This is a genomic window from Kineococcus gypseus (assembly GCF_050871305.1).
In the GTDB taxonomy this organism is placed as follows: domain Bacteria; phylum Actinomycetota; class Actinomycetes; order Actinomycetales; family Kineococcaceae; genus Kineococcus; species Kineococcus gypseus.
Map to the genome: position 1 here is coordinate 69,594 of NZ_JBJLRD010000003.1, position 15,539 is coordinate 85,132.

13 protein-coding genes are annotated in these 15,539 nt (G+C 77.8%); 7 read left to right on the top strand and 6 right to left on the bottom strand.

Annotated features, from left to right (window positions below; genetic code table 11):
• Positions 1 to 89: 89 nt before the first annotated feature.
• On the bottom strand, positions 90 to 1,487 hold the full coding sequence (locus ACRYMN_RS01630; RefSeq protein WP_432491287.1) for a GH1 family beta-glucosidase: 1,398 nt from the start codon (positions 1,485 to 1,487) through the stop codon (positions 90 to 92).
• 122 nt (positions 1,488 to 1,609) lie between these two features.
• Here ACRYMN_RS01630 and ACRYMN_RS01635 point away from each other — a divergent pair, with 122 nt between their 5' ends.
• Positions 1,610 to 3,130 carry an aldehyde dehydrogenase (NADP(+)) gene (locus tag ACRYMN_RS01635; RefSeq protein ID WP_432491289.1) on the top strand — a complete coding sequence of 507 codons (1,521 nt, stop codon included), beginning with the start codon at positions 1,610 to 1,612 and terminating at the stop codon, positions 3,128 to 3,130.
• A gap of 12 nt (positions 3,131 to 3,142) precedes the next feature.
• Here the strand turns inward: ACRYMN_RS01635 and ACRYMN_RS01640 are convergent, their stop codons facing one another.
• Entirely contained in the window at positions 3,143 to 4,042 is a 900-nt protein-coding gene (locus ACRYMN_RS01640; protein WP_432491291.1) for a hypothetical protein, read from the bottom strand.
• A gap of 42 nt (positions 4,043 to 4,084) precedes the next feature.
• Between ACRYMN_RS01640 and bla the strand changes: the two genes are divergently transcribed.
• Together bla and ACRYMN_RS01650 are read left to right on the top strand one after the other, a co-directional pair.
• The gene (bla, locus tag ACRYMN_RS01645) at positions 4,085 to 5,041 is read left to right on the top strand and encodes a class A beta-lactamase (RefSeq protein ID WP_432491293.1); all 957 of its coding nucleotides are present in this window, start codon (positions 4,085 to 4,087) and stop codon (positions 5,039 to 5,041) included.
• A 197-nt stretch (positions 5,042 to 5,238) separates the two neighbouring features.
• Positions 5,239 to 7,206, top strand: a complete 1,968-nt coding sequence (locus tag ACRYMN_RS01650; protein ID WP_432491295.1) for a putative bifunctional diguanylate cyclase/phosphodiesterase — start codon at positions 5,239 to 5,241, stop codon at positions 7,204 to 7,206.
• Here ACRYMN_RS01650 and ACRYMN_RS01655 read toward each other — a convergent pair.
• A complete protein-coding gene (locus ACRYMN_RS01655; RefSeq protein ID WP_432491297.1) occupies positions 7,170 to 8,351 on the bottom strand; it encodes a glycosyltransferase in 1,182 nt (393 codons plus the stop codon). The two genes, ACRYMN_RS01650 and ACRYMN_RS01655, sit on opposite strands and share 37 nt — an antisense overlap.
• Complete coding sequence (locus ACRYMN_RS01660; protein WP_432491299.1) at positions 8,351 to 9,445, bottom strand: glycosyltransferase family 4 protein; 1,095 nt, start codon at positions 9,443 to 9,445, stop codon at positions 8,351 to 8,353. Before ACRYMN_RS01660 ends, ACRYMN_RS01655 begins: the two co-directional genes overlap by 1 nt.
• A 199-nt stretch (positions 9,446 to 9,644) precedes the next feature.
• Between ACRYMN_RS01660 and ACRYMN_RS01665 the strand changes: the two genes are divergently transcribed.
• Positions 9,645 to 10,145 carry a hypothetical protein gene (locus ACRYMN_RS01665; RefSeq protein WP_432491301.1) on the top strand — a complete coding sequence of 167 codons (501 nt, stop codon included), beginning with the start codon at positions 9,645 to 9,647 and terminating at the stop codon, positions 10,143 to 10,145.
• A 99-nt stretch (positions 10,146 to 10,244) separates the two neighbouring features.
• Here the strand turns inward: ACRYMN_RS01665 and ACRYMN_RS01670 are convergent, their stop codons facing one another.
• The gene (locus tag ACRYMN_RS01670) at positions 10,245 to 10,511 is read right to left on the bottom strand and encodes a DUF8836 family protein (protein ID WP_432491303.1); all 267 of its coding nucleotides are present in this window, start codon (positions 10,509 to 10,511) and stop codon (positions 10,245 to 10,247) included.
• 304 nt (positions 10,512 to 10,815) lie between these two features.
• Here ACRYMN_RS01670 and ACRYMN_RS01675 point away from each other — a divergent pair, with 304 nt between their 5' ends.
• The 3 genes from ACRYMN_RS01675 to ACRYMN_RS01685 are packed head-to-tail and all read left to right on the top strand — an operon-like array spanning position 10,816 to position 14,238.
• Positions 10,816 to 11,655: an alpha/beta fold hydrolase gene (locus ACRYMN_RS01675; protein WP_432491305.1), complete on the top strand. Its 840-nt coding sequence runs from the start codon at positions 10,816 to 10,818 to the stop codon at positions 11,653 to 11,655.
• A complete protein-coding gene (locus ACRYMN_RS01680) occupies positions 11,652 to 13,385 on the top strand; it encodes a putative bifunctional diguanylate cyclase/phosphodiesterase (protein ID WP_432491307.1) in 1,734 nt (577 codons plus the stop codon). Before ACRYMN_RS01675 ends, ACRYMN_RS01680 begins: the two co-directional genes overlap by 4 nt.
• Before the next feature lie 40 nt (positions 13,386 to 13,425).
• Entirely contained in the window at positions 13,426 to 14,238 is an 813-nt protein-coding gene (locus ACRYMN_RS01685) for a YdcF family protein (RefSeq protein WP_432491309.1), read from the top strand.
• Between the two features lie 40 nt (positions 14,239 to 14,278).
• Here the strand turns inward: ACRYMN_RS01685 and ACRYMN_RS01690 are convergent, their stop codons facing one another.
• Positions 14,279 to 15,469: a glycerophosphodiester phosphodiesterase family protein gene (locus tag ACRYMN_RS01690; protein WP_432491311.1), complete on the bottom strand. Its 1,191-nt coding sequence runs from the start codon at positions 15,467 to 15,469 to the stop codon at positions 14,279 to 14,281.
• Positions 15,470 to 15,539: the final 70 nt, after the last annotated feature.

Here is a 15,539-nt window from a genome sequence, read left to right on the forward strand (position 1 = left end):
CCCGGCGGGTGAGCAGCGCCCCGCACGGCGGCCGGTCCAGGTCGCCGTGCGGGGTCGCCGTGCGGGGGCCGCCCGCGGGGTTCCCGGGCTCAGCCCTGCGCGGTGCGCGAGGCGCGCTGGGCGGCGGTCAGCTGCTGGAACCAGCGGTAGCTGTCCTTGGGGGTGCGCTTCTGGTCCTCGTAGTCGACGTGGACGATGCCGAAGCGCTGGTCGTACCCGAAGGCCCACTCGAAGTTGTCCATGAGGGACCACACGTAGTACCCGCGCACGTCGGCGCCCTTCGCCACCTCCTCGGCCAGGCTGGCGAGGTTCTCGGCGAGGAAGTCCACGCGGTCGCCGTCGTGCACCTGCCCGTCGGCGTCGACCACGTCGGCCTCGGCGGAGCCGTTCTCGGTGATGTAGATGGGCGGGCAGTCCGGGTAGCGGGCGAAGGTGTCGGCCACGACGCGGCCCAGGCCCGGCGGGTCCACCGGCCAGCCCATCGTGGTGTGCCGCAGCTCGGGGCGCTCCACCTGGCGGGTGCCCACGTCCATCGCGGTGCGCTCGGCGGGGTCCGCCTCGGCGTGCGGGGCGTCGGCGATGACGACGGGGAAGTAGAAGTTGATGCCCAGGAAGTCGATCGGGGCGCCGATGACCTCCAGGTCGCCGTCGCGGCGGTAGGAGCCGTCGGCCAGCGGACCCCACGTCTCCTGCTCGGAGTCGGGGTAGCGCCCGGCCAGCAGCGGGTCCGTCCACACGAGGTTGTGCTGCGTCAGCGCGCGCAGCGCGGCGCGCTGGTCGGCCTCGGAGTCGCTGGCGGGGGTGACCTGGTCCAGGTTCAGGGTGATGCCGACCTCGCGGGCCCCGGCCTCGCGCAGCTGCGCCACGGCCAGGCCGTGCCCGAGCAGCAGGTGGTGCGCGGCGGCCAGCGCCGGGGTGCCCTCCTGCGCGCCGGGGGCGTGGTGGCCGTTGGCGTAGCCCAGGAACGCCGAGCACCACGGCTCGTTGAGGGTGATCCAACGCGCGACGCGGTCGCCCAGGGCGTCGACGACCATCCGAGAGTACTCCGCGAAGCGGTGCGCGGTGTCGCGGTTGCGCCACCCGCCGGCGTCCTCCAGCTCCTGCGGCAGGTCCCAGTGGTACAGCGTGATGGAGGGGTCGATGCCCTTGGAGAGCAGCTCGTCGACGAGGCGGTCGTAGAAGGCGATGCCCGCGGGGTTCACCGGCCCGCGCCCGCCCGGCTGCACCCGCGGCCACGCGGTGGAGAAGCGGTAGGAGTCCACGCCCAGGTCCGCCAGCAGCGCGACGTCCTCGCGGTAGCGGTGGTAGTGGTCGCACGCGACGTCGCCGGTGGCGCCGCCGGCGACCTTGCCGGGGGTGCGGCTGAAGGTGTCCCAGATGGACGGGGTGCGCCCGTCCTCGGCGACGGCGCCCTCGATCTGGTAGCTCGCCGTGGCGGCACCGAGCACGAAGCCGGGCGGGAAGGTGGGCAGCGCGGGGGTGGTCACGGGGCCATGCTGCCACCGACCGCGGCGGGGGCGGCTCGCGGCGCGGCGGCGGGCGCGAGCACCATGGGGCGCGACCGCGCGGGGCGACCGCGCGGCCGGGACCGCCTCGAGGAGGAGACAGCGTGACCGACGTCGTCAGCACCGATCCGCGCACCGGACGGGCCGTGGAGGTGGTCGCCGCCGAGACGTCCCCGCGAGAGGTCGCGGCGCTGTGCGAGGCCGCCCTGGCCGCCGCGCCCGCGCTGGAGGACATGGGCCGCGAGCGCCGCGCGGCGCTGCTGGAGACCCTCGCCGACGCCCTGGAGGCCCGCCGCGAGGACGTCGTGGCGATCGCCGACCGCGAGACGGCGCTGGGCGCGGGGCGCTTGAACGGGGAGCTGACGCGCACCGGCTACCAGCTGCGCCTGTTCGCGCAGGTGCTGCGCGAGGGCTCCTACCTGGAGGCCACGATCGACCACGCCGGGGAGACCCCGATGGGCCCGCGCCCGGACCTGCGCCGGCTGCTGGTGCCGATCGGCCCGGTGGCGGTGTTCGGGGCGAGCAACTTCCCGCTGGCGTTCTCCGTGCCCGGCGGGGACACCGCCTCCGCGCTGGCCGCCGGCTGCCCCGTCGTGGTCAAGGCGCACGGCGCGCACCCGGCGACCTCGCAGCTCGTCTTCGACGTCATGGTGGAGGCGGCGCGCGGGTCCGGCGCCCCCGAGGGCGCGCTGGGCCTCGTGCACGGGTTGCAGGCGGGCGCCGACCTCGTCTCGCACCCGGCGGTGCGCGCGGTGGGCTTCACCGGTTCCGTGGGCGGCGGCAAGGCGCTGCTGCGCCTGATCGAGCAGCGCCCGGACCCGGTGCCGTTCTTCGGGGAGCTGTCCAGCCTGAACCCGGTGGTGGTCACCCCCGCGGCCGCCGCCGAGCGCGGCGAGGAGATCGGCCGCGGCACGGTGGCCTCCTTCACCCTGGGCGCGGGGCAGTTCTGCACCAAGCCGGGCCTGGTGCTCGTGCCCTCCGGCGCGGCCGGCGACGTCGTGGTCGAGGCGATGGCGGCGGCCACCCGCGAGGCGCCGGCGCAGGTCCTGCTGACCGCCGGCATCGCGGAGAGCTTCGGGCGCACCAGTTCCGAGCTGGCGCAGCTGCCGGGCGTCAGCGAACTCGCGCGCGGCGCCGAGCCGGAGCAGCGGGGGGGTTTCACCGCCGTGCCGGTGCTGCTGTCCGCGCGGGCGTCCTCGATGCCGGTGGAGCTGACCGAGGAGTGCTTCGGCCCGGTCAGCGCGGTGGTGCGCTACGACGGCGAGGAGGAGCTGCTCGCCGCGCTGGCGCAGGCGCCGTCCTCGCTGACGGCCACCGTGCAGCGCGGCGCCGGGGAGACGGACCTGCCGGGCGCGGTGGTGCGGGCGCTGCGCCCGCTGGCCGGGCGGGTCCTCTTCGACGCCTACCCCACCGGTGTCGCGGTCTCCTGGGCGCAGCACCACGGCGGCCCGTGGCCCTCGACGAACTCCCAGCACACCTCGGTCGGCACCAGCGCGATCCGCCGGTTCCTGCGCCCGGTCGTCTTCCAGGGCGCGCCGCAGGAACTGCTGCCCGCGGAGCTGACCGACGGCTTCACCGGCATCCCGCGCCGCGTCGACGGGGTGCTGCGCACGCCCGGCGCCTGAGGGGCCCGCTCCTCAGCACGGCAGCACGGGCAGCGCCCGGGGCCCGGCGGGTTCGCTGAACAGGGTGCACACGACGGTGACGCGGTCCGGTCCGCGCTCGGCGAGCCACAGGTGGTCGCCGTTGCGCACGAACGCGGAGTCCCGCACGGTCCACGGCGCGCACCCGCCGGTGGTGATCGCCGCGCCGTTGCCGCCGAACGCGCTGCGCTGCACGTGCACGCGCGCGCCGCGGCACAGCAGCGCGGTGCCGTTGCGCACCAGCACGCTGCCGCGCAGCACGACGTCGCCCGCGGCGGCGCCGGGCCCGCCCGGCCCGCCGGGGCGGGCGGGTTCGGCGGAGACGCCGGTGAGGTTCTCCTGGACCGTGGAGCGGTCCAGGACCAGCGGCCCGCGGGCGCTGGCGCCGGTGGTGTTGCCGCGCAGCAGCGAGCCGCTGACGCGCAGGGCGCCCTCGACGACGGCGCCGGTGCCGTGCCGCTCCAGGCGCACCTCCCGCAGGTCCGCGCCGGCGCCCGCCTCCACGCGCACCCCCTCGTCCCAGCCGCTGACCCGGCCGTCGAGCACGCGCACGCCCCGGGCCCGCACGGTGATGCCGCGCGCACCCCCGGGGGTGCGGCCCGCCCCCGGCCCGGCGACCTCGTGGCCGTCGAGGTCCACCTCGACGCCGTCGGCGGCCACGACGAGCCCGGTGGGGCCGGCGCAGCGCAGGTCGGCGGCCAGGCGCACGTCGGCGGTGACGACCTCCCCGCAGGCCACCGGCCGCGCCGCCGGTCGCGGCAGCGCGTGGGCGCCGCCGCCCACCGCGAGCGCGAGCGCCGCCACGGGCAGGACCCACCGGCGGGCGCCGCCGTCCATCGCCACCTCCGGGTGCGCGTGCAGCGAGCGTACGCAGCCGGGCGCGGGCCGGGGCACCCGCACGACGGCGGCTCGGCGCCGCGCGGCAGGCTGGGTCCCGTGAGACGTCCCGCGACCCCGGCCGCGCTGGTCCTGCTGCTGGTGGCCTGCACCAGCCCCGGCGCGGGCACGGCGGGCAGCGGCGCGGGCAGCGGCCCGAGCAGGGGCCCGGGCGGTGCGAGCGCCCCCGCCGCGAGCGCGCCGGCGCCGGGCGGCCCGTCCGCCGAGGACGCGGCGGCGGCGGAGTTCGAGGAGCTGGAGCGGCGGTTCGACGCGCGCCTGGGGCTCTTCGCGGTCGACACCGGTTCCGGGCGCGCCCTGGCCCACCGCGCCGACGAGCGCTTCGGCTTCGCCTCCACGCTCAAGGCGCTGGCGGCCGGGGCGCTGCTGCAGCGCACCTCCGACGCCGAGCTCGACGAGGTCGTCACGTGGAGCGCGGGCGAGCTGGTCCCGCACTCCCCCGTCACCGAGCGGCACGCCGGCTCCGGCCTGCCGCTGCGGGAGGTGGCGCGCGCGGCGGTGACCGTCAGCGACAACACCGCCGCCAACGTCGTGCTGGAGCGCCTGGGCGGCCCGGCCCGGCTGGAGGCGGACCTGCGCGCCCTGGGCGACGCCACCACGGAGGTGGTCGACGCCGAGCCGGAGCTCAACGACGTGGCCCCCGGCGAGGTGGAGAACACCACCAGCCCGCGCGCGGTGGCCGCGAGCCTGCGCGCCTACGCGCTCGACGGCGCCCTGGCGGCCGGCGACCGCGAGCAGCTCGTGAAGTGGCTGCGGGGGAACACCACCGGCGACGAGCTGGTCCGCGCCGGGGTGCCGGCGGGCTGGGTGGTCGGGGACAAGACCGGGCGCGCCGGTGTGCACGGCAGCCTGAACGACGTCGCCGTCCTCTGGCCGCCCGGCGGTCGCGCGCCCTGGGTGCTGGCGGTGCTCAGCGACCGCGCCGACGTCGACGCCGAACCCGACCCCGCGCTGGTGGCGGCCGCGACGCGGGTGGTGGTGGGGCGACTGCGGTGAGCGCGGCGCGGACCCCGCGGGACGCCGAGCGTTCTGCTCCCCTCGCGCGGTGTTCACCCGGCGGTCACGCCGTCGCGGGTTCGTCGCGGGTTCTGGCGGGTCCGTCGCCGTTCACCGCCGCGGGACGCGTCGCGCACCGCCACCGGCCGCCACGGGCCGTGAGGCTCGCGCGGTCGGGTTCGTGTGAACATCGTCCCGTGAGGGTCGAGAACGCGGGTGGAGCCTCCGATGCACCCGGCGTGAGCCTGTGGATGAGCGAGCTGTCGACCGGGCACCCCTCCGCGCACGGCGTGGAGTCCCTGGCCCGGCCCGTGCACGTGGTCGACGCCGCCACGACGTGCGAGGAGGTCGACGCGCTGTTCCGCGCGTCCGAGGACGTCGAGTGCCTCGCGGTGCTCGGCACCGCGCCCGGGCAGGAGCTGGGGTTGCTGACGCGCACCGGTTTCCAGCAGCGGATGAGCGGGCGGCTGGGTTACGGGCGGGTGCTCAACGCCGGCAGGGCGGTGGCGGCGCTGACCGATTGGGAACCCCTGGTGGTGCCCGCCACCACCACGGTCGCCGACCTCGCCCAGCAGGTGCTGGGACGTGCGGACGCCCAGCGCACCACCGAGGTGCTGCTCGCCGACCCGGGGCGCCCGCCGCGGCGCGTCCAGGTGGCCGACGTCTTCCGCGCCCTGTCGGCGCAGCTGGCCCTGAAGGCCCTGACCGATCCGCTGACGGGGCTGGCCAACCGCGAGCACTTCATGCAGCACCTGGTGCACCGCTGCGCCGACCCGGACCCGCGGTGGCGCCCGGTGGTGCTCTACGTGGACCTCGACGGGTTCAAGGCCTTCAACGACGGCCACGGTCACGGGGTGGGCGACCGGGTGCTGCAGGCGGTCGCCGACCGCCTGCGCGGCTGCAGCGGCCTGCACGACCTGCACGACCTGCACAACCAGCACGACCAGCACGACCAGCACGACCAGCCCGGCGAGCGCGCCGGCAACGGCTGCGCCGGCGCCCCGCAGGACCTGGTGGCGCGCCTGGGTGGCGACGAGTTCGCGCTGATCACCCACCTGCCCGCCGGGCAGGCGCTCGGCACCGCGCTGCGGGAGCTGGGCGAGCGGGTGCGGGCGTGCCTGAGCGGCACCCTCTGCGTGGCGGGTCTGGTGCTGCCCGCCCGGGCCAGCATCGGCATCGCCGTCGCCGCCGGCACCGGCACCGACCCGGAGACGCTGCTGCGCGAAGCGGACCTGGCGATGTACCGCGCCAAGGCCGCCGGCGGGGCCCGGGTGGAGTCCGTCACCGGCGTCGGCGCCGCGCTGGCCGTCGAGACCTTCGCGCCCGACCGGCGCGAGCTGCAGCGGGCCGTCGACGAGCAGCAGTTCCGCGTCCACTACCAGCCCATCGTGGAGGTCACCTCCGGCCGGCTGGCCAGCGTGGAGGCGCTGGTGCGCTGGCAGCACCCCACCCGGGGGCTGCTGGCTCCCGGCGCCTTCCTGGAGGCCGCCGCCGCAGCCGGTTTCGCGCCCGACCTGGACCTGCACGTGCTGCGCACCGCGCTGGCCGACGTCCGCCGCTGGCGCCGGCGCCTGGGGCGGGCCGCGCCGGCGGCGGTCAACGTCAACGTCTCCGTGCACGGCCTGCTGCACCCGGACCTGGTGCCCGCCGTGCTGAGCGCCCTGGACGACGCGCGCCTGGAACCCGCGGTGCTGCGCGTGGAGCTGCCGGAGGCGGCGACGCTGACGCACCTGGAGGTGGCCCGGGGGGCGCTGGAGGCGCTGCGCGCGGCCGGGGTCCGCCTGACGCTGGACGACATGGGCGCCGGCGCCTCCACCTTGCACCACCTGACCGGCCTGGCCCTGGACGGCGTCAAGATCGACCGCCGCTTCGTCGCCGGCATGCTGCAGGACGAGCGCGACGGCGCGGTGGTGCGCATGCTGCTGGAACTGGCGCACGGCACCGGCCTGAGCGTGACCGCCGAGGGCGTCGAGACGCGCGAGCAGCTGCGCGCGCTGCAGGTCCAGGCCCGCGGCAGGCCCACGCACGCGCAGGGCTACCTGATCAGCCCCCCCGTCCCCGCGCAGGAGCTGGCCCTGCCCTGGCCGGAGGACCTGCACGGGCTGCTGCGCGACGGGCAGCGCGGTGCTCAGCGCCCGCCCGCACCGGCGCCGCTGCGCCCCTGAGGGACCGCGGGACCGCGCGCCGCCCCGTGGACTTCCGCCCCGCGCACCTCCGCCCCGCGCACCTCCGCCCCGTGCACCGCCAGGAAACCCTCCACCGTGCGCTCCCAGGAGAACCGCTCGGCGCGCGCGCGGGCGCGCACCCCGTCGGCGGCGCCGCCCAGGACGGCCTCGACGGCGTGCGCGAACCCCGCCCCGGTGCCCGGGGCGGTCGTGCCCGCGCCCGCGCCCAGCACCTCGCCCACCGCGGAGTCGGCGTGCGCCACGACGGGGGTCCCGCAGGCCAGGGCCTCCAGCGCGGCCAGGCCGAAGGTCTCCACCGGGCCGGGGGCGATCGCCACGTCGGCGGCGGCCAGCTGCGCGGCCAGCGCGGCGCGGTCGGGCAGGAACCCGGCGAAGCGCACCGGCAGGCCGCGAGCGCGTCGCTGCAGGCGGTGGCGGGCCGGCCCGTCGCCGGCGACGAGCAGGCGCACGGGGCGCCCGCTCGCGCGCAGGTGGGCCACCGCGTCGACGGCGAGCTCGACGTGCTTCTCGCGCGAGAGGCGGCTGGCCACCACCAGGCGGGCCACCGGGCCGCCCCCCGTGCCGGCGGCCGGGGTGAAGGTGCGCAGGTCCACGCCCAGCGGCACCCGCCGCACCTGCACGCCGAGGCGCTCGAACTCCGCCGCCGCCCACCGGGTGGTGCACACCACGGCGTCGAAGCCGGCCGCCAGCGCGGCGTTGGAGGCGTCGGCCAGCGCCGCACCGGCCGGGCGCCCGGCCGGTCCGGGCAGCCACTGCCCCGCGAGGCGGTCCAGCCGCTCGTGGCTGACGACCAGGCTGGGGACGCCGGCGCGGCGCGCCCAGGGGCCCAGCGCCCGCAGGGTGGAGCGGTCGTGCACCTCCAGGCGGTCCGGCCGCAGCTCCTCCAGCACCCGCGCCACCCGCCGCGGCCGGACCAGGACCCGGTAGCCGGTGCCGGGCACGCGCGGTGCGGCGAGCGTGACCAGCAGCCCCCACGGCTGGCGCCGGCGGCCGTCGCGGGCGCCCGGCACGACGAGCACCACCTCGTGCCCGTGGCGGGCGTAGCCGTCGGCCAGGGCCCGCAGCACGGTGCGGATGCCCCCCGAGGCCGGCGCGACGAAGTTGGCGACCAGCGCGATGCGCATCAGCCCAGCACCCCGCGGTAGGTCGCCAGCAGCTCGTCGCCGACGCTGCTCCAGTCGCGCCCGGCGGTGCCGGCGCGCGCGGCCCGGCCCATGCGCTCGCGGCGCTCGGGGTCCCGGGCCAGGGCGGCGACCAGGTGGCGCAGCTCACCGGCCGAGCCGGGGGTGAACAGCTCGCCGTTGACGCCGGGCTCGACCAGGTCCAGCAGCCCGCCCGCCGCGGGGGCGACCACCGGCACGCCGCTGGCCAGCGCCTCCTGCGCGGCCTGGCAGAACGTCTCGTGCCGGCCGGTGTGCACGAACAGGTCCAGCGAGGCGAACGTCGCCGACAGCTCGCTGCCGCTCAGCACGCCGGTGAAGCGCGCGGCGGGCAGCTGCCGGCGCAGCAGCGCGCGCTGCGGGCCGTCGCCGACGACCACCAGCCGCACCCCGGGCAGGTGCTGCACCGCGCGCAGCAGGCCCAGCTCCTTCTCCACGGCCAGGCGGCCGACGTAGCCGACCAGGACCTCCCCGCGCGGGGCCAGCCGGTGGTGCAGGCCCTCGTCGCGGTGGTCCGGGTGGAAGCGCCGCGCGTCCACCCCGCGCGGCCAGCGGCTGACCCGCTGCACGCCGTGCTCGAGCAGCTGCTGGCAGGTGTGCCGGCTGGGAGCCAGGGTGCGCGTGGCGGTGGCGTGCACGCGGCGCACCCAGCGCCACACCGCTCGCGTCAGCGCGGGCAGGCCGTAGCGGGCGGCGTACCCGGGCAGGTCGGTCTGGTAGACGGCCACCACGGGCAGGCCCAGGGCGCGGGCCAGCGGGGCGGCCCGCGCACCGAGCACCGCCGGTGCGGCCAGGTGGACCACGTCGGGGCGGAAGGCGCGCAGCGCGGCGGCCAGCTCCGGCGCGGGCCAGGCCAGGCGCTGCTCGGCGTACCCGGGCATCGGGCTGGAGGGCACCCGCACCACCGGCACCCCCTCGTGCCGGCGCGGGCCGGGACCGGGGGCGACCACCAGCGCCTGGTGGCCGGTGCGGTTCAGGTGCTCCAGGACCCGGAGCACCGAACCGGTGACGCCGTTGACCTGGGGGACGAAGGACTCGGTGACGATGGCCACGCGCACGCCACCAGCGTCGCGATCCGCGGGTGACGGGGCGGGGGGTCGCACCACCGCGTCGGCTGAACCGCTGCCGAACACTTCACCGCGCGGGGGTCCCGCCGGGCACCGGCGGCGGTACCGTTGGGCCCATCACCCCGCACGACGCGGTTCGGGGTGCGGCAGCCGGTCGAGGAGGACCGCGGTGGCGCGACGGTGCTTGATCGTGGCCAACCAGAGCCTGGACGCGCAGGAGCTGCAGCAGGCGGTGCTCGAGCGCCTCGGACGGCCGACGGACGCGGCGCGCGCGGGCGGCACCGCGCCCGGGGAGCCGGCGGGGCCCGGGGAACCCGCGGAGCCCACGGGACCCGGTGAGCTCCTGGTCCACGTGGTGGTCCCCGCCACGCCGCTGCGCGAGCAGGTCGTGGGTCCCGGGCTGGAGGAGGAGACCCCCCTCGCCCTGGCCGAGCGCAGCTACGCCCTGGCCCGGCAGCGCCTGGACCGGGCCGTGGAGCGCATCGGGGCGCTGGGGGTGCGGGTCAGCGGCGAGGTCGGCGACCCCGACGTGCTCGAGGCCACCAGGGCGGCCCTGACCCGCTTCGAGGCGGAGGAGATCGTCGTCTCCACCCTGCCGCGGGGGCTGTCGCGGTGGCTGCGCGCCGACGTGCCCTCCCGGCTCGCCCGCACGTTCCACCTGCCCGTCAGCCACGTCGCCGCCGGGCGGTGAGGCGGGGGGTGCGCCGCGGTGCGCACCCCCGGGCCGCGCGCCGCCCCGGGCCCGGGCCCGGGCCGGTGCCGGGTCGGGCGGTGGGGCGCGGGCGGCGGGTCAGGCGCTGACGCGCAGCGGCGTGACCGTCTCGTCGTCGTCCTCGGCGGCGTGCCGGGGCGCGGGGTGCTCGACGAGCGCGACGACGCGCGCGGCCATGAACCGCGCCGTGCGCACCGGGGTGCCGCCGCGGGTCACCTCGCTGACCTCGACGAGGCCGCGCCCGTGCGCGACCTCCACGCGCCGCCCGGCGCGCGTCGCCTCGACCTCGTAGGTGCGGGTGTCGCCGCTCGTGTCGACGACGACCTCCACGCGATCGCCCTTCACGGTGTGCCTCCTGGCTTCGGGTGGGTCCGGCCCGCGAGGGCCGGGGAGAGGGGTGCGGCGGTGCGCCGGGTGCGCCTGTCGGCGCGGTGGTCGCTCGCAGCGACGAGGGTGGAGCCCGGGGCACGTGCGGCGCCCGCCACCTCGTAGAACACCGCGCGGCGCCCGGTGCTTCCCCGCGACGGCCTCTCCCGGGCGTGCCGCGGGCGTTCCCCGGGAGCCGGCGCTCAAGGGCGCGCGCCGCCGTGCCGAGACCCCCGGGACGGCCGAACAGCGCGCCCGCACCCCTGCAGCGAAGGAGCTCCCCGTGAGCACCCCGACCACCGCGGCCGCTCGCGGCTCCGCGGTCGCGCGCCACCGCGCCACCGTGCTGGGCGACCCGCACGGCCGGACGGTGCTGTTCGTGCACGGCTTCGGCTCGGACCGGCAGGCGTGGAACGGGCTGCTGCCGTGGTTCCTGCGGGAGCACCGCGTGGTGCTGCTGGACCAGGCCGGCGCGGGCGCCTTCGACGCGGCGGCCTACGACCGCGAGCGCTACTCCACCCTCGACGGCTACGCCGCGGACCTGGTGGAGGTGTGCGAGGAGCTGGACCTGCGCGACGTCGTCGTCGTGGCGCACAGCGTCAGCTCGATGATCGCCGCGCGCGCCGCGCTGCTGGCCCCGGAGCGCTTCGCGCAGGTCGTCATGCTGGCGCCCTCGGCGCGCTACGTCGACGACCCCGCCGCCGGTTACGACGGGGGTTTCTCCGCCGGCGACGTCGAGGAGCTGCTGGAGTCCCTGGACCGCAACTACCTGTCGTGGACCGCGTCCGTCGCCCCGATGATCATGGGGAACCCGGAGCGGCCCGAGCTGGGCGAGGAGTTCACAGGCTCCTTCCGCCAGCTCGACCCCGCCACGGCGCGCTGCTTCGCGCGCGCGACGTTCCACACCGACTCGCGCGAGCTGCTGCAGCGGGTGCAGGTGCCCGTCGTGGTGCTGCAGTGCCGCGAGGACGCCCTGGCGCCGGAGTCGGCGGTGCGCGAGGTGGTCGCGCGGCTGCCGCGCGCCACCCTGGTGCCGCTGCGCGCCACCGGGCACTGCCCGCACGTCAGCGAGCCCGCCGAGACGGCCGCGGCGGTCCTGGCGCACCTGCCCGGGCGGCCGTGACGGCGCCGGGGGGTTTCGAGGAGCTGTTCGAGGACGCCCCCTGCGCCTACCTGACCACCGACGACGACGGGCGCATCACCCGCGTCAACCGCACGTTCCTCACCTGGTCCGGGCACCGGCGCGAGGACCTGATCGGCTCGGCGTTCGCGCGCCTGCTGCCGGTGGGCGACCGGATCCTGTGGTCCGCGCACGCCGCCCCGCAGCTGGGCACGTGCGGCGGGGTCAGCGAGGTGGTCGTCGAGGTCGTCGGCGCCGACCGGGTGCGCCGCCCGGCGCTGGTGACCGCCACCCGCGTGCCCGCCCGCGACGGCGCCGGCGCCGAGGTGCGCCTGGTGGTCTTCAGCGCCCCGGCGCGCCGCGCCCACGAGGACCAGCTCGTCGCGGCGCTGCGGCGCGCGGAGGAGTCCGAGGGCCGCCGCGCCGCCGTGGAGGCCGAGGCGCGCCGGCGCGCCGTGGAGGACCCGCTGACCTCGCTGCCCAACCGCGCCGGGCTGAGCGCGCTCCTGGAGGCGGAGCTGGCGCGCACCGACGCGCCCGCCGGGGTGCCGGCGGTGCTCTCGGTGGACCTGGACCACTTCACCGCCGTCAACGACAGCCTGGGCACCGCCGCCGGCGACGAGCTGCTGCGCACGGTGGCCGGCAGGCTGCGCGCCTCGGTGCGCGAGGGCGCCGTGGTGGCGCGGCTGTCGGCGGACGAGTTCGTCGTCGTCGAGCGCTGCGCGGACGCCGCGCGGGCGCGCGCGCTGGCCGAGCGGCTGCTGGAGGAGCTGGCCGAGCCGGTGGTCCTGGAGGGCCTGGAGGTCGTCGTCTCCGCCAGCATCGGCGTGGCGGTGGCCGCCCCCGGCGAGGGCGCCGTCGAGCGCGTGCTGCACGACGCGGGCGTGGCGGTGCAGCGCGCCAAGGCCCGCGGCCGGCACCGCGTGGAGGTGCACGACCCGGACCGCACCGGCGCGGCCGTGGACCACCTGCGCCTGCTCGGCGAGCTGCGCCGCGGCATCGCCGCCGGCGAGCTGCGCGTGCACTTCCAGCCGCGCGTGGACCTGCGCGACGGGCGCCTGGCGGGCGTGGAGGCGCTGGTGCGCTGGCAGCACCCGGTGCGCGGGCTGATGCCGCCGTCGGAGTTCATCGACCTGGCCGAGCGCTCGGGCCTGGTGCGCGAGCTGGGTGCGCGCGTGCTCGACGCGGCCGTGGAGCAGGGTGCCCGCTGGGCGCGCGACCCGCGGCACCCGACGGTGGAGGTGGCGGTGAACCTGTCCACCCGCCAGCTCACCGACCCCGGCGTGGTGGACGTGGTCACCGCCGCGCTGCAGCGCCACGGCCTGGAACCGCACCTGCTCGTGCTGGAGGTCACCGAGACGGCGCTGGTCACCGACCCCGAGGCGGCCGCCACCGCGCTGGCGGCGCTGAAGGCGCTGGGCATCGGCATCGCGGTGGACGACTTCGGCACCGGGTACGCGAGCCTGACGTACCTGCAGCGCTTCCCCGTCGACGAGCTGAAGATCGACCGCTCGTTCGTCACGGGCCTGGGCATCAGCGACGGTGACACCGCGATCGTGCGCACCTGCGTGGACCTCGCGCACGCCATGGGCATCCGCGCGGTCGCCGAGGGCGTGGAGACCGAGGAGCAGCGCCGCGCGCTGGCGGGGATGGGCTGCGACTTCGGGCAGGGGTACTTCTTCTCCCGGCCGCTGGAGCCGCAGGTGCTGGAGGAATGGGCCCGCACCCGCTGAGGGCCTCCCGCCCCGCGCCGCCGGCGCCTAGGCTCCCGGCGTGGCGAGCGGGGTGGACGACGTGGACGGGGCGGGCGCGCGGACCGCCGGGAGCGTCAACGCGCTGGTGCGGTTCTGCGCGCGCCGCGACGTCCCCGTGCTCACGCGCGAGGCGGTGGTGGGCGCGCTGGGCGGCGTGGCGGACGTGGCGGTCCTCTTCGGCGGCAGCGTCCTCGGCGGCGCCGACGTGTTCGCCGCCGGCGTGCGCGACGGCATCGCCCGGCACAGCCTGGTCGTGGGCGGTCAGGGCCACACCACCGACGTGCTGCGGCGCGAGGTGGCGGACCGGCTCGGGTGGCGCGACGTCGCGGAGGCGACGGAGGCGGACCTGTTCGAGCGCTACCTGCGCGAGCGGCACGGGATCGCGGTGGACCTGCTGGAGCGCACGTCCACGAACTGCGGCAGCAACGTCACCGCCGCGCTGGCGCTGCTGCGCGAGCGCGGCGTGCCGCACGAGCGGCTGGTGCTCGTGCAGGACGCCACGATGCAGCAGCGCATGGACGCCGGTCTCCGCCGGCACGCGCCGTCCACCCGGATCGTGAACCACGCCTCGCACCGCACGCTGGTCGAGCACGCCGACGGGGTGCTGCGGTACGTGGACCCGCCGGTGGGGATGTGGCCGCTGCAGCGGTACGTCTCGCTGCTGCTGGGCGAGGTGGACCGCCTGACGGACGACGCCCACGGGTACGGGCCCGCGGGTCGCGGTTTCGTCGCGCACGTCGACGTGCCGGCCGAGGTGCACCGGGCCGCCGCGCACCTGCGCGCGCACGGGGGTTTCACCGCCCGCGCCGCGGACCCCCGCTGGGCCGGCTGAGCGCCACGGCGCGCAGCCGGACCGGCGAGGTTCCCGGGCCTCAGCCGCGCACGGCCGGCGCCGGGTACGCCCGCGGCAGGCGGTAGCCGCGCTCGGCGAGGACCTCGCGCAGCACGTCGGGGCGGTCGGTGATGAGCCCGTCCACGCCCGCGTCGAGCAGGCTGCCCATCGTGGGGCGGTCGTCGACCGTCCACGGCACCACGCGGATCCCGCGCGCGTGCGCGGCCTCGACGAGCTGCGGCGTGGTGAACGGCACGTACCCGGGGGTGGTCACGCCCCCGCCCTGCGGGTCGCCGTGCACGGGCGAGACGGCGTCAGCGCCGAAGGAGTCGGCGGCCGCGACGAACGCCTCCTGCAGGGAGCGCGTCCCGCCGTCGGTGAAGTCGTCGACGTCGATCCCGCCCAGCCACGGCGAGGCGCCCGGCAGGCCGGCCTGCAGGAACTGCTGGCCGTTGGTCAGCGCCACCACGGGCAGTTCCGGCGCGACCTCGCGCATGCGCATCAGCGCGCCCCAGTCGAAGGACTGGATGCTCACCTGCCGCTGCTTGCGCGCGGCGCGGACCTCGGCGGCGACGACCTGCACGAACTGCTCGCGCGGGGCGGTCTCGGCCGGGGCACCGGCCTCCACCTTCGTCTCGACGTTCAGCCCGACGCGGTGGGCGCGGTGGCGGTCGACGAGGTCGAACACCTCGCGCAGGGTGGGCATGCGCTCCCCCGGCGCCAGGCGCTGACCGGGGAACGCGGCCAGGCGCTGCGAACCGCAGTCGAGGGTCTTCACCTGCGCCAGCGTGAGGGTGTTGACGTACTTGCCCACGTACGGGAACTCCGGGTCGCCCGGGGTGGCGGGGGCGGTGTCCAGGCACTTGGTGGCCGCCACGCGCCGGTCGTGGGTGACGACGGCCTGCCCGTCCTCGGTGATCTGCACGTCGAGCTCGAGCGTGGACACGCCGAGCTCCAGGGCGTTGGCGAACGCGGGCAGCGTGGACTCCACCACGAGCCCGAGGCCGCCGCGGTGCGCCTGCAGGTCGAACTGCCCGCCGGGACCGGGCCGGTCCGCGAGGTTTCCGGAGCTCCCTGCCTCCCCGTGGTTCCACGGGTTCCCTGAGTTCTCAGAGTTCCCGGGGTTCCCGGGGCGGTCCGGGTGGTGCGGCCCGGCGACGGCGGGCGCGGCGGCGGCGGTCAGGACGGCGGCGGCCGCGGCCAGCGCGGCGGTGGTGCGTCGGAGGCTCACGCCCCCCAGACCACCGCGCCCGACCGAGCACCGGGTTCCCGGCGGGCGACGCGGCGGCGGCGGGCAGGTG

Excerpts from the sequence above, each read along its gene's own strand:
- ACRYMN_RS01655 (WP_432491297.1), bottom strand. The coding sequence starts at position 8,351 with ATGCGCATCGCGCTGGTCGCCAACTTCGTCGCGCCGGCCTCGGGGGGC.